Source organism: Kurthia sp. YJT4, assembly GCF_030219945.1.
Taxonomy (GTDB): Bacteria; Bacillota; Bacilli; order Bacillales_A; family Planococcaceae; genus Kurthia; species Kurthia gibsonii.
In genome coordinates, this window is record NZ_CP126689.1 from 1,917,769 (window position 1) to 1,931,587 (window position 13,819).

The 13,819-nt window shown below is 38.0% G+C and carries 14 protein-coding genes and 1 other annotated feature; all 14 genes read right to left on the bottom strand.

Translation table 11 applies throughout. From position 1 onward, the window contains the following. Position 1: 1 nt before the first annotated feature. A complete protein-coding gene (locus QN089_RS09545) occupies positions 2-634 on the bottom strand; it encodes an O-methyltransferase (RefSeq protein WP_068452494.1) in 633 nt (210 codons plus the stop codon). Between the two features lie 207 nt (positions 635-841). Then, positions 842-1,966 carry an endolytic transglycosylase MltG gene (gene mltG / locus QN089_RS09550; RefSeq protein WP_285215197.1) on the bottom strand — a complete coding sequence of 375 codons (1,125 nt, stop codon included), beginning with the start codon at positions 1,964-1,966 and terminating at the stop codon, positions 842-844. A gap of 170 nt (positions 1,967-2,136) precedes the next feature. Then, positions 2,137-2,406, bottom strand: a complete 270-nt coding sequence (locus QN089_RS09555; protein WP_068452485.1) for a DUF1292 domain-containing protein — start codon at positions 2,404-2,406, stop codon at positions 2,137-2,139. Between the two features lie 25 nt (positions 2,407-2,431). Then, positions 2,432-2,713 carry a DUF1292 domain-containing protein gene (locus QN089_RS09560; RefSeq protein WP_087680306.1) on the bottom strand — a complete coding sequence of 94 codons (282 nt, stop codon included), beginning with the start codon at positions 2,711-2,713 and terminating at the stop codon, positions 2,432-2,434. A gap of 36 nt (positions 2,714-2,749) precedes the next feature. Continuing rightward, a complete protein-coding gene (locus tag QN089_RS09565) occupies positions 2,750-3,028 on the bottom strand; it encodes a DUF1292 domain-containing protein (RefSeq protein WP_068452478.1) in 279 nt (92 codons plus the stop codon). A gap of 14 nt (positions 3,029-3,042) precedes the next feature. Further along, positions 3,043-3,462, bottom strand: a complete 420-nt coding sequence (gene ruvX, locus QN089_RS09570) for a Holliday junction resolvase RuvX (RefSeq protein WP_068452475.1) — start codon at positions 3,460-3,462, stop codon at positions 3,043-3,045. Beyond that, positions 3,462-3,731 carry an IreB family regulatory phosphoprotein gene (locus tag QN089_RS09575; RefSeq protein ID WP_068452472.1) on the bottom strand — a complete coding sequence of 90 codons (270 nt, stop codon included), beginning with the start codon at positions 3,729-3,731 and terminating at the stop codon, positions 3,462-3,464. The genes ruvX and QN089_RS09575 overlap by 1 nt, the downstream gene beginning before the upstream one ends. A gap of 264 nt (positions 3,732-3,995) precedes the next feature. Then, on the bottom strand, positions 3,996-6,653 hold the full coding sequence (gene alaS / locus QN089_RS09580) for an alanine--tRNA ligase (protein ID WP_068452469.1): 2,658 nt from the start codon (positions 6,651-6,653) through the stop codon (positions 3,996-3,998). Positions 6,654-6,724: 71 nt separating this feature from the next. Next, positions 6,725-6,946 (bottom strand) — a binding site (T-box leader). A 57-nt stretch (positions 6,947-7,003) separates the two neighbouring features. Further along, positions 7,004-7,789, bottom strand: coding sequence for a GNAT family N-acetyltransferase (locus QN089_RS09585; protein ID WP_285215198.1), 786 nt, complete (start codon positions 7,787-7,789; stop codon positions 7,004-7,006). Between the two features lie 108 nt (positions 7,790-7,897). Beyond that, positions 7,898-10,357: an SF1B family DNA helicase RecD2 gene (gene recD2, locus QN089_RS09590; protein ID WP_285215199.1), complete on the bottom strand. Its 2,460-nt coding sequence runs from the start codon at positions 10,355-10,357 to the stop codon at positions 7,898-7,900. A 17-nt stretch (positions 10,358-10,374) separates the two neighbouring features. Further along, positions 10,375-11,040: a tetratricopeptide repeat protein gene (locus tag QN089_RS09595; RefSeq protein ID WP_285215200.1), complete on the bottom strand. Its 666-nt coding sequence runs from the start codon at positions 11,038-11,040 to the stop codon at positions 10,375-10,377. Between the two features lie 16 nt (positions 11,041-11,056). After that, positions 11,057-12,178 carry a tRNA 2-thiouridine(34) synthase MnmA gene (gene mnmA, locus QN089_RS09600; RefSeq protein WP_285215201.1) on the bottom strand — a complete coding sequence of 374 codons (1,122 nt, stop codon included), beginning with the start codon at positions 12,176-12,178 and terminating at the stop codon, positions 11,057-11,059. Positions 12,179-12,196: 18 nt separating this feature from the next. Further along, positions 12,197-13,342, bottom strand: a complete 1,146-nt coding sequence (locus QN089_RS09605) for a cysteine desulfurase family protein (RefSeq protein WP_285215202.1) — start codon at positions 13,340-13,342, stop codon at positions 12,197-12,199. Positions 13,343-13,356: 14 nt separating this feature from the next. Beyond that, positions 13,357-13,776: a cysteine metabolism transcriptional regulator CymR gene (gene cymR / locus QN089_RS09610; RefSeq protein ID WP_068452451.1), complete on the bottom strand. Its 420-nt coding sequence runs from the start codon at positions 13,774-13,776 to the stop codon at positions 13,357-13,359. Positions 13,777-13,819 lie beyond the last annotated feature (43 nt).

A 13,819-nucleotide genomic window follows, 5' to 3' on the forward strand; every position in this document is an offset into this window, starting at 1 on the left:
GTCACCTCTTAATACAAATCAATAAACCATCGCCTACTGGGAAGAAAGTTGATTGATATTGCTCATTTTGAATAATCCATTCCGCAAATTGATGAAGGTTTCGAATCATCGTTCTTTTACGTTTTGGTACATCTTTCATGTCTAAATCTGATAGACCGTGCATATACATATTATCAATGTATAAAATGCCCCCTTGTTTGACAAGTGGACTATATTGATCAAAGAATTTTTGATATTGGCCTTTTGCCGCATCAATAAAAACAGCATCAAAAGATGGATATTTGCTTGCAATGTCCACTTCTAACGCGTCACCCTCGATTAATGTGATATTTTCTTTTACATCGGAACGTCCGATAAATGCTTTTGCATATTCAATGCGTGCTTCATCTCTTTCAATCGTTACAATATCAACATTTGGTACAGCTTGTGCCATACGAATTGCTGAGTAACCAATCGCGCTACCTACTTCTAAAATTGATTTCGGTTGTTGAATTCTTAGTAACTGTAATAAGTTTTCAATCGCTGAAAGCTGCATAATCGGTATGTAATTTTCAGCCGCAAACTGTTCCATTTCAATTAAAAGTTCATCTCGTTTAGGTATGAAGGATTGAATATAGGCATCTGAAATTTCCATCTGCTATTCCTCCTTAATTATATACAAAACACACTTTATCCTAACATAAAAGTATTTTAAAATCTAGATTTCAACCTTGCAAATCCATAATTTCATGCTTTTTCGACAAAGTTTTGAAAAGAAAACAACATTAAAAAAATCTAGACGATGTTCATTCATCATCTAGATTTTTATATTAACGCTATCTATGAGGCTAAAATAGCATCATTATTTTTGCGATTTGATGTACTTGGCTACATTATTTTGATGCTCTGAATACGTTTCAGCAAAGTGATTATTACCATCTTTATCTGCAACAAAGTATAGATATTTTGTTTTCGCAGGGTCAACCGTTGCATCAAGTGATGCACGTCCTGCATTCGCAATTGGGCCTGGTGGTAGACCTTTATTCAAGTACGTATTATACGGATTTTTCACTTCTAAATCTTTATACAGCACGCGATCTTTATGCTCACCAAGTGCATATAGAACAGTTGGATCTGTTTGAAGTGGCATACCTTGTTCAATACGATTATTGAATACACTTGCAATCGTTTCACGGTCTGTTTGTGCTGTCGCTTCACGTTCAAGAAGTGATGCAAATGTTAAGAACTCGTGCGGTGTCATGCCTAATTCTTTTAATTGCGGTTCATATGAACGAACAATCGCATCTGTTTGTGCAATCATCTTTTCAACAATTTCTTCTAAAGTTGGTTTCTTCGTGAAGAAATCATACGTAGATGGATATAAGTAACCTTCCAACTTGTAGCGAATATCTTTTCCATTGATATCTTTCGTTACTGTTTCTGGATACTTCGCTTTCATCTCTTTAATGAATTTTTCATTCGTTACGAGTTTCATAAACTCTTTTGATGTATAGTCTGTATTTTTCGCGATAATATTACCAATTTGATCGAGCGTTAATCCTTCTGGTATCGTAATTTGTAAATCTGCTTTACGATATACTTTACCCGTTTTTAACGATTTGATAATATCATCAATCGACATAGATGGTGGAATTCGATACGTTCCAGCTTGGAAACCAGAAGCATTTTTAAACTTTGTATAATATTTGAAGATTTTCGCATTACGAATAACGCCTTTATCTTCTAAAGTTTGTGATATCGTATCAATATTCGAACCGATTGGCAATTCGATTTTTACTGCTTTTTTATTATCTGGATCTACTGGTTTTAAAGCATTTGAAATATAAAAATAACTACTAATACTCCCAATTAATGCAATAGCAATAATAGCGATTCCCACGTACATCACAATTTTTCGGACTATTCTTTTTTCATGGCGTTGCTCTTGTAATCTCTTTAATTGATCATCGGGCAATTTTGGATCCACACATAATCCTCCTTCATATCACTCTCATCCTGACTCTTATGTAAAGTCACAACATGTTCATATTACTTGATTCTCTCTTTTTTTTCAAAAATATTTTATACGATTCAAAAAATCCGCCCCTATTATCTGCACTTTTCATAAGCACAAAACAATATTGGACGGACTTTCTTTTACAGACTCATAATTGTATTGACTACTTCTTCAATCATTGCCCATTCTTCTTCAGTTTCGATTTCGTATAATTGCTCGCCGCTACCATCTTCATTTTCGATGACTTCTGCTGCTTCAATTTGAATATCGTCTTCTTCTGTATCTTCATAAAACACGATATACGTTGAATCTGAATCGTCTGGTTCAATGCGCGTTAGAATCGTATAGACAACCTCATTGCCATCTTCATCTAATTCCGTAAAGAATTGACCACTATAATCTTGAGACATGAACATTCACCTCGTTTTGTAAGGACTATTCTTCTTCTTCATCAGCTAGCTCAGATAAAACGCTCTCGATGAATTCCCATTCTGCATCTGAATCGCTCTCGATTCCAACTAAACGGTCGCCTTCTTCGTCTTCTACAACGATTGCTGCTTGTACTTCTACAGGCTCGTCTGAATCGCTATGTTCTGCAAAAAGAACGTATTCTTTTTCGAATTCTTCTGAGTATACGCGTGTGATGACAGCATATACGATTTCGTTTCCGTTTTCATCAATTGCTACAATATGTTCATGGTTGTGTTCTTCTGACATATTAAAAGCCTCCCTTATGGTTGTTGAAATAGTGAATTATTCTTCGTCGTCTAATTGCTCAAGAATGTCTTCTAAGTAAGCCCATTCTTCTTCTGATTCGATTGGTTGTAATTCGCCATCTTCACCATTTTCTGCTGGTGTGAATGATGAAGCCATGATTTGTACATAACCTTCTTCATCCTCTGAACCGATTTCGCTGTATAATACGAAGTTTTTACCAAATTCTTCTGATTCTACGATTGTAAGAATCTCACAAAGAATTTCGTTCCCTTCCTCGTCTACTACTGTAATTGTGTTTTGTTTTTCATTTGTCATACTCTCATTCTCCTCTAAAAAGATTTGCGGTCTAAATATCCTTGTAAAATCATACTTGCAGCCATCTTATCAATGACCTTTTTACGATCTTTACGACGAACATCCGCTTCAATTAGCACGCGTTCTGCGGCCATCGTTGTCAGTCTTTCATCCCATAGTGTAACGGGAAATCCAAACTCCTGCTCTAACAGTGTAGCATAACGCTGTGATGCTTCTCCACGCGGACCCACTGTATTGTTCATGTTTTTTGGAAAACCAACGACAAATTCCTTCACATCGTATTGTTTTACGAGTTCACGAATTCGTTCCATACCAAACTTTTCATTCTCTTCGTCGATTTTAATCGTTTCAATCCCTTGAGCAGTCCAGCCAAGTGCATCGCTTACAGCTACTCCGATTGTTTTAGAACCGACATCTAAACCCATTACTCTCATTATTTTGCCTCGTTATTCTTTTTAATATAAAATTTCACAAGCTCTTCTAAAATTTCATCTCGTTCAAGCTTGCGAATCTTTGTACGAGCATCTTGATGACGTGGAATATATGCCGGATCGCCCGAAAGCAAATAACCCACCATTTGATTGATTGAGTTATACCCTTTTTCTTCTAGTGCTGCATGAACATGAAGCATCGTTTCGCGAACTTCTTGTTCCATAGGTTCTTCGGGAAAATTAAATTTCATCGTTTGATCAAACTTACTCATGCTAAGCACCTCACAGTAAAGTTAAGTAGTGTACTACTCTTTCAACTAGTATAACTTATTCCCTGTTCGTTTGAAACTCATTTTGCCCATTCGCTATGAAATAATTACTAGTGGCAAGAAAATAAGGTTTAAAAAGCATTGTTTTCCTGTTTGTTCCACCGTTTTTGGCTGCTTATTTTTATAACGTCATCTGTTTTTACTACATCATAGAAAAAAGCCAGTTCTCAAACAGTTGCCTAAGAACTGACTTCTTCTATTCATTAATTATTTTGCTAATGTTTCATAAACAGATGCAAGTGCTGCATCCAGTTGATTCGCATCTTTTGCACCAGCCATCGCCATATCTGGGCGACCGCCACCTTTACCACCACATTGTTCTGCTACTGCTTTGACAATGTTTCCTGCATGGTATTCTTTTCCTGCGATTTCTTTTGTTACACCTGCACATAGCATTACTTTATCGTCTGCTACTGCACCTAAAACGATCACCGCATTTGACATTTTCGCTTTTAAATCATCCATTAGTTGACGTAATTGGTTATTATCTTTCGCTTCTACGCGTGTTGATAATACTGTTACACCATTGATGTCTTTTGCATTCGCTAGAATATCACCTGCTTGTGCTGCTGCCATCTTCGCTGATAATGATTCATTTTCACGTTGTGCATCTTTTAAATCATGTTGTAATGATTCAATACGTGCTGGTACGTCTTTTGGATTTGATTTTAAAGCGTGTGCTGCTGCTTCTAATGTGTGTTGTTCTTCCTTCACTGCAAAGTATGCTGCACGACCTGTTACAGCTTCAATACGACGTGTTCCAGCGCCAATACCGCCTTCTGAAACAATTTTGAATAAACCAATTTCAGATGAACGTTTTACGTGAATACCACCACATAATTCGATTGAGTAATCTGATACTTGAACAACGCGTACAACATCACCATATTTTTCACCGAATAATGCCATTGCGCCCATTGCTTTTGCTTCGTCAATTGGCATTTCTTCGATGATTACTTCGATATCATCCCAAATTTTTTCGTTTACTGCACGTTCAATTGCTTCAATTTCTTCTTTTGTTGTTGCACCGAAGTGTGAGAAGTCAAAACGTAAACGATCTGGACCTACATATGAACCTGCTTGGTTAACGTGGTCACCTAAAATATCTTTTAATGCACGTTGTAATAAGTGTGTCGCTGTATGGTTTTTCACGATTAAGTTACGTTCTTCGCGATTTACGCTTGCAATCACTTCATCTTCTACATTCATTTCACCAGACTCTACTACAACTGTATGCAATGACTGACCGTTTGGTGCTTTTTGTACGTCTTTTACAAACGCTGTGAATGCATCATTTGAAATCGTACCGTGGTCCGCTACTTGTCCACCCATTTCTGCATAGAAAGGTGTTTCAGTTAAAATCACAAGTGCTTCTTCACCTTCAGAAACAGTTTTTACTTCTTCGCCGTTTGCAACGATTGCTGTAATAACTGTTTCTGTTTGTAATGTATCGCCACCTACGAATGTAGAAGCTTGTTTTAAGTTTGCTAACACTTCTGATTGTACTTTCATTGAGTCAACATCTTGACGTGCTTCACGTGCGCGTGTACGTTGTTTTTCCATCTCAACTTCAAAGCCAGCTTCGTCCACTGTCATCCCAACTTCAGCAGCGTACTCTTCTGTTAATTCTACTGGAAAACCGTATGTGTCATATAGACGGAATGCATCTGCACCTGGAATAACCATTTCGCCTTTTTCTTTTTGCGTTGCAACAACTTCGTTGAAAATTGCTAAACCATCATTTAATGTTTCGTGGAAGCGCTGTTCTTCATTTTTAATTACACGTTGAATGAACGCTTCTTTTTCTTTTACTTGTGGGTAGAAATCTTGCATGATTTCACCAACAGTTGGTACTAATTCAAACATGAACGGTTTTTCGATACCGATTTGTTTTGCATAACGTACTGCACGACGTAATAAACGACGTAATACATAACCGCGACCTTCATTTGATGGAAGTGCGCCATCACCAATTGCGAAAGCAACCGTACGAATATGGTCAGCGATGACTTTGAATGGTGTATTTACATCTTCTTCTGTACCAAAAATTTCACTTAATTCAATTTCGCCAGGACGCATGTAGCGACGGTTTGCGAATTTTTCAATTGTTTCAATGATTGGCATGAATAAATCTGTGTCATAGTTTGTTGGAACATCTTGCATAACCGACGCAACACGCTCTAAACCCATACCTGTATCAATATTTTGCTTTGGTAGTGGTGTATATGTGTGATCTGGATTATGGTTGAATTGAGAGAATACTAAGTTCCAGATTTCTAAGTAGCGTTCGTTTTCGCCACCTGGATATAATTCTGGATCTTTTGGGTCGTTTCCGTACATTTCGCCGCGGTCATAGAAAATTTCTGAGTTTGGACCCGATGGACCTTCACCGATATCCCAGAAGTTTCCTTCTAAACGAATCAGACGTTCTTCTGGAATGCCAATTTCGTCTTTCCAAATGTTATATGCTTCTGTATCTTCAGGGTGAATCGTAATAGATAATTTTTCACCGTCGAACCCTAACCATTCTTTTGACGTTAAGAATTCCCATGCGTAATGAATTGCTTCTTTTTTGAAGTAATCACCGATTGAGAAGTTCCCTAACATTTCGAAGAATGTATGGTGACGTGCTGTTTTACCAACGTTTTCAATATCGTTTGTACGAATCGCTTTTTGTGCATTTACGATACGTGGGTTATCTGGAATAACCGAGCCATCAAAATATTTTTTTAATGTAGCTACACCTGAGTTAATCCATAATAATGACGCATCATTAATTGGAACAAGTGGCATACTTGGTTCTTGTTTGTGCTGTTTTTCAACGAAGAATTCGATATACTTACGACGAATATCTGAAGCTTTCATGTGTGTTTCCTCCTAAAATTTAAATGCGATGAAGTGCTTTTCAAACAAAATAAAAAGTCCCCATCCCTATGGAAAGGGACGAGAACTGTCAATTCGTTTTCGTGGTACCACCCTAATTTATAAAAAGTATCAAGCAACACTTTTTATCTCTTAGCACTATAACGTAGTGAACGGCAGGGATTAACTGCACTCTGGAATAGCTTTCCGTTATCAATCGTGAAGGTTTTTTCAGCCATGAAACCTCTCTCTTAACACAATCAGTATAACGTACTCTTTTCCGTCATCGTGTTCAATTATTCTACTGCTGATTATAAAATAAAGTCGCTTAACCTGTCAATGCCCGCATCCTATTAAAAGTTATGCATTCCCCAGTAACCAATCGGTTCAAATCCAATGCGCTCGTAAATCTTTCCTGCTTTCGGGTTATCGTAGAACAAACAAACTACCTTATCTTCTGCTAGTAATTCCTCACACATTCTATAAAGAAGTGCTGTCGCATATCCTCTTTCTACATAATCAGGATGCGTCGCTACACCGACAATCATCGCTGACTGTAAATTTTCCGCTGCCGTTGAGACAACCGAAACAATTTGATCATCTTCCCAAAGCGCATACGTACGACCTGTTTGATTTTCAATCGTTCGAACCATTTGTTCCTCTGTTGTCGTACTATTTGCAAACTCTGGTATTTGTTGTAATAATGCACGGTGCTGTGGAATATCTTCTACAGTTGTTTTACGAATTGTAAAACGGTGTGGTGGTGCTTCTCCGATTAGTGCTGTACATTTTGCATAGTGCATCTTACCTGAGCGTTTAGGCGTTTTTTCAATTAAAGGATATAAAGACGTTAAAATATCGTACATACCAGATAAACCTAACAGTTGTTCATCTGTATTCACAATACGAGCGAAGCCTTCTACATCATATGTTCCTTCTGCATACATCACATACATATGGTCGTAGTTTAACAGCAGTGCAATCAACTGCTCATCTTGAAATTCCCCGTAAAGTTGTTGTATGTCAGAGTCGTATCCATACGCCTCCAAGTCACCAATAATGAATAAATTCTCTGCTGGCTTTTTTCCAATCAACTGCAGTACTTGTTGATGGTCTTGTTCTGTCAATTGTCGAATCATTTCATCATCCCCTTTTAAAGTTCCAACGATTATATCACCACATGGATTAAAATGGAAATAAAAACACCTAAATCGATTTATAACAAATCAACTTAGGCGTTCTTCAATTTATTCATTTTCTAGTAACTCTTGTTGTACTTCAATTAAAAAATCACTTGGTTTACAACCATCCATACCAATCATTGGCGAGATGTCCATAAAATTGTCCATCGTTAGAACAAATGTATTGCGTTGAATCATCTCATCATTCGTTTCTTCTACTTTTTGTTCAGTAGCTTCTTTTTCAGCAATTTGTTCAGATGTTTCACCAAGGCGCATCGCAAGTGTTGTCTGCCTTAAAACATCTGCATCATTTTGAATACCACGTAAAAATGTATCGGGTTCTCCGCACAAAATCAAAAAGTTTTTCGCACGTGTCAGACCTGTATAAAGAAGATTCTTTCGTAACATCTTGGCATAACTTCTTACAACGGGCATGATGACCATTGGGAACTCACTACCTTGTGATTTATGAATCGAACAACAATAGGCAAGTGTAATTTGATTTAGATCGGAGCGTTCATACGTTACTTCAATACCATCAAATGACACGATGACAACGTCTTGTTTTTCCGTCGTCTCTTTCGCTTTTAAAATCGAAATAATTTCGCCCATATCCCCATTAAAGACATTACTATTCGGCTGATTGACAAGTTGCAACACTTTGTCGCCAATACGGTACGTTGTGTCACCAAAGACAATCTCTTTCGTCTTCGCATTCTTTTTCGGATTGACAAACTCTTGAATCATTTTATTCAGTGCATCAATTCCGGCATCTCCTCTATACATCGGCGCTAGTACTTGGACATCGTGAATTGAGAATCCTTTTTTAAGCGCGGAACCAATCACTTGTTGAACGACGCTCGCAACTTGATTCGTATAGGCAGGGATAAAGGAGCGGTCTTTTGTTTTCTCTGTTAAATTCGTCGGTTGCTCTCCCATTTTCATCTGATGCGCCAACTCAATAATAGACGAGCCATCTGCTTGACGATACACATCGGTTAATTCGACCGTTGGAATCGCTTTTGAAGCGAGTAAATCTTTTAGCACTTGCCCCGGACCTACAGGCGGTAGCTGATCTTGGTCACCAACGAATACAATTTGACAGTGGTCATTTAATGCACGTAGTAATTGATGTGCGAGCCACGTATCAACCATCGACATCTCATCGACAATAATTAATTTACCACCGATTTCTCGTTCTGTTTCTTCGTCTTTATCTTGTCCATTAAAGCCAAGTAGACGGTGAATCGTCTGTGCAGGTAAGCCTGTCGATTCACTTAAACGCTTCGCGGCACGACCTGTTGGTGCAACAAGAATAATGGGGAATTCTTCGTCTTTTTTACTATATTCTTTCGGATCAAGTGATAATCCATGTAACTCTGCAAATACATCAACAATCCCACGTACAACGGTTGTTTTCCCTGTACCTGGTCCCCCTGTTAAAATCATAACCGCACTATTAATAGCTGTCTCAATTGCATGGATTTGTGTCGTTGCATAGGTCACACCAAAGCGTTCCTCTGCGTCACCAATCCATGTGCGAATTTCAGAAAGCGGAAATGCTGATTGTTGTTCATTCTTCTCTTTTAACTGCAAAATCTTTGACGCAATCCCCACCTCTGAATAATAAAGAGATGGTAAATAGAGACGTGTCTCCTCACCACACAACTGTCCATTTTCACCAAGACGAATAATCGCTTGTGAAATCTCTTCGTAAGTGAGTTGGATAGGCTGACTTTGTTCCAAAAGAGCTTTTGCTTGTGGAATAACCTGTTCAGCAGAGACATAGGTATGTCCTTCTGAAATCGATGCTTGATTAATAATATGTAACACTGCTGCTTCAATACGGTCTGGATGCTTTCCTTCAATTCCTAAAATAGCGCCTAAATCATCTGCACGCTGAAAACCCACTCCTTCTACATCTTGAATGAGTCGGTACGGATTTTCTTGTAAGAGTTGAAGTGTATCATCTAAATAGAGCTGATAGATTTTGATTGCTAATTGTGCGCCAAAACCCCATTCGCCTAATTTAATCATAATACGGTCCATCCCTAGATTTTGTTGGAGTACAAGTCGCAATGTCTCTTTCTTTTCTTCATTTAAACGCGGAATACCATCCAAAGATGAAGGATCTTGAATGATGACCTTAATTGCATCCGCTCCCAATTGATCGACAATGATTTTTGCTGTTCGTTGTCCGATTCCTGGGAATAAATCACTTGATAAATACGAGATGACACCTGCTTCAGTTGCAGGAATCTCTTTTTCAAATGTTTCTGCTTTGAATTGTGTGCCGTATTTCGGATGGGTTGTCATACGCCCTGTAAAACGATAGAGCGCATCCTCTACTACCTTTGGAAAATATCCAGCGACAATCACTTCTTTTTCTTGGTAATCTGTATTCGTCTCTTGAATTTTCACTTTCACAATTGAAAATAAATTTTCTGCATTATGAAAAATAGAGACGACAGGTCGACCTACTACGAAAAATGGTTCATTCGCAAATAGTGAAAGATTTTCAGTCAACACTGTCCCCTCCTTTTTTATTGGTTATTCTTCTTTTGCTCAAGCATATCGTAAATATAACGCGCTTGATCAAATTCAGGTTGTAATGTGTAAGCTTGTTTTAAATGATACTGTGCATCTTTAATATTATCTGTAGAAACTGCAAATAATACACCTAAGTTATAATGTGCATCTGCATTATTCCAATCTTCATTGATAATATGACGCAGTTCTTTTTCTGCTTCTTCAAACATTTCTAATGAACACATTAAAATCGCAAATGATAAACGAATTTGTAAATCCTCTGGTGCTAATTCTGCTGCACGCTGTAAATAAGGAAGTGCTAGTTTCGTATTCCCACTTGCTTCAAGCGATTTTCCAAGCATGAAGTAAGCATCTGCCCCTTCAATGCCTTTACGAATTGAACGCTCATAAATTTTTGCCGCTTCTTCAAAACGCTCATTATTGTAATAAAGATTCGCTAAACCATAATAAGCAGTCGCTGCATCTTCATCCAATGTAATAGCTTTTTGGAAAAAGCGCTCTGCACGTTCTGTATCATCCATTGAAGCGAGTAGATTACCGAAGTTAATGTAGCCAATCGCTTCTTCAGGATTTGCTTCGATTGCTTCAGTAAATGCTTTTGCTGCATCTTCAAAACGCTTTTCTTGCATCGCTTTGATGCCTTCTTCATTATGATTCACAAAAATCCAACTCCTATTACCCTACATATGTTAATTTTTCACCGTTTTTAAATACTTCATCAATTGTACCGCCACCGATACACTCATCACCATCATATAATACAACCGATTGTCCTGGTGTAATCGCACGTGTTGGTTCTGAGAATGTTACAGACCAATCGCCATTATCTAGTAATGTTACATCTACAGGCACATCTGTTTGACGGTAACGGAACTTCGCTGTGCAGCTAAAGTTCTTGTCGAACGTGCGATTCGTTGTAAAGCTTGTTTTCACAGCCGTTAAGCTTGTTGAATATAACAAGTCGTTATGGAAACCTTGTCCAACTAATAAAACATTACGCTCTAAATCTTTACCAACTACAAACCAAGGCTCACCATCTCCACCGATTCCTAAACCATGACGTTGACCTAATGTGTAATACATTAAACCATCGTGTTTACCCATCACTTTACCATCAAATGTTTCCATATTACCTGGTTGTGCTGGTAGGTATTGGCTTAAGAATTCTTTGAAATTACGTTCACCGATGAAACAGATCCCTGTTGAGTCTTTTTTCTTCGCTGTCGCAAGTCCTGCTTCTTCTGCAATTTCACGTACACGTGGTTTTTCTAAATCACCGATTGGGAACATCACATGTGATAATTGTTCCTGTGATAATTGATTTAAGAAGTATGTTTGATCTTTATTATGGTCCACACCACGTAACATTTTCACGCCATCTTCTGTTTGTTCAACGCGTGCATAGTGACCTGTTGCAAGATAGTCGGCACCTAATTTTAATGCATGTTCTAAAAAGGCTTTAAATTTAATCTCTTTATTACACATTACATCCGGGTTTGGTGTACGTCCTGCTTTATATTCTTCTAAGAAGTATGAGAATACTTTATCCCAGTATTGTTTTTCAAAATTGACAGCATAATAGGGAATCCCAATTTGATTACATACTTTAATGACATCTTCATAGTCTTCCGTTGCTGTACATACGCCATTCTCATCTGTATCATCCCAGTTTTTCATGAAGATACCGATCACATCATAGCCTTGTTTTTTTAATAGGTACGCTGCTACAGACGAGTCAACGCCACCCGACATCCCTACGACAACACGTGTTTTTGAGGGGTCTTTTACTTCATTCATTTTCTTCTCACCTGATTTCTATACATTCGCTAATCTTTGTACAATATCTACTGTACGTTTTGCAGCTTCTGCTACTGTATCATCTGTTAGCCCATATCCGAAACTAAAACGAATCGAATTACGCAATTCTGCAGAATCTTTTCCAAACATCGCAACTAAAACATGTGATGGATCAATTGAACCTGCTGTACATGCTGAACCACTTGATACCGCAACACCAGCCATATCTAAATTGACAAGGAATGACTCTACATCCATTCCTGCAAAGCTTATATTCAATACATGCGGTAGACCATTTTCGACTTGCCCATTAACTTTAAAATGAATCCCACTCGCTGTAAAGGTGTCTACTATGATTTGTTGATATTTTTTCAACTGTATTCGTTTTTCATCCATTGTTGCCTGTGCAATTTCGACTGCTTTTGCAAACCCAACAATCCCTGGAATATTTTCTGTACCCGCACGACGTTTACGTTCTTGTTCCCCACCTAAAATAAGTGGTTGCAAAGGTGTTTGTTCACGTTGGTATAAAAATCCGACACCTTTTGGACCATTCAACTTATGCGCTGAAGCAGATAATAAATCAACTTTTAACTCGTCTACATTGATTTTTTCAAGTCCAAATGCTTGCACTGCATCCGTATGGAATGTCGCTTGATGTTCAGTTAATAATGCACCAATTTCTGCAATTGGTTGTATAGAACCTACTTCATTATTACCTGCCATAATCGTAACGAGAATCGTATCTTCGCGAAGTGCTTGTTCTACATCTGCAACTGATACAACTCCCTGTTCATTAACAGGTAAATAGGTCACTTCAAAACCTTCTGTTTCAAGCTGTTCACATGGATGTAATACCGCATGATGTTCAATTGCTGTTGTAATAATATGACGACCTTGCGCTTTTTTCGCATAGGCTGTTCCGCGAATCGCTAAATTATCTGCCTCCGAGCCACCACCCGTAAAGATGATTTCATTGTCTTTGGCTTGAATAGATGTTGCAATCACATGACGTGCATCATCTAAATATTTTCGTGCATGGCGACCAAGCTGATGGATACTTGATGGATTACCAAATACCTCTGACATCACTTCTGTCATCACTTGAATCACTTGTGGATGCATCGGTGATGTTGCCGCATGGTCTAAATAGATTTCGTTCATGAAAAAAATCTCCTTTAAATATAGAACATAAAGTTTTCATCTGTGTTTTCGTCTGTATATTTCGCTAAATCTTCCAGACTTGTTGTATCCAAAACTGTTTTTACAGCATCGCGAATACGCATCCATAACTCACGTTGTGGTGGTGCTTCATTTTCGATTCCTTCTACAGGTTGAATCGGGCCTTCTAATACTTTAATCACATCTGCTGTTGAAATCAAATGTGGTGGCTTCGATAACATATAACCACCGTAAGCACCACGTACACTCTTGACTAAACCCGAGTTACGAAGTGGTGATACTAATTGCTCTAAATAAGCTTCTGATAAATGATTATCTGCGGCGATTTGACGCAGTGGAATTGGTCCTTGTCCGTACTGTTTTGCTAACTCAATCATAATTGTAAGCCCATAACGGCCTTTTGTTGAGATCTTCACTCGTATGCACCTCATCTAAATTATAAATTCTTTATCGTTAAAT

What these genes read in the sequence shown, in the direction of transcription:
- QN089_RS09545 (WP_068452494.1), bottom strand. Translation starts at nt 634, where the DNA reads ATGGAAATTTCAGATGCCTATATTCAATCCTTCATACCTAAACGAGAT.
- QN089_RS09555 (WP_068452485.1), bottom strand. Translation starts at nt 2,406, where the DNA reads ATGTCTCAAGATTATAGTGGTCAATTCTTTACGGAATTAGATGAAGAT.
- QN089_RS09560 (WP_087680306.1), bottom strand. Translation starts at nt 2,713, where the DNA reads ATGTCAGAAGAACACAACCATGAACATATTGTAGCAATTGATGAAAAC.
- QN089_RS09565 (WP_068452478.1), bottom strand. Translation starts at nt 3,028, where the DNA reads ATGACAAATGAAAAACAAAACACAATTACAGTAGTAGACGAGGAAGGG.
- ruvX (WP_068452475.1), bottom strand. Translation starts at nt 3,462, where the DNA reads ATGAGAGTAATGGGTTTAGATGTCGGTTCTAAAACAATCGGAGTAGCT.
- QN089_RS09575 (WP_068452472.1), bottom strand. Translation starts at nt 3,731, where the DNA reads ATGAGTAAGTTTGATCAAACGATGAAATTTAATTTTCCCGAAGAACCT.
- alaS (WP_068452469.1), bottom strand. Translation starts at nt 6,653, where the DNA reads ATGAAAGCTTCAGATATTCGTCGTAAGTATATCGAATTCTTCGTTGAA.
- QN089_RS09585 (WP_285215198.1), bottom strand. Translation starts at nt 7,789, where the DNA reads ATGATTCGACAATTGACAGAACAAGACCATCAACAAGTACTGCAGTTG.
- mnmA (WP_285215201.1), bottom strand. Translation starts at nt 12,178, where the DNA reads ATGAATGAAGTAAAAGACCCCTCAAAAACACGTGTTGTCGTAGGGATG.
- QN089_RS09605 (WP_285215202.1), bottom strand. Translation starts at nt 13,342, where the DNA reads ATGAACGAAATCTATTTAGACCATGCGGCAACATCACCGATGCATCCA.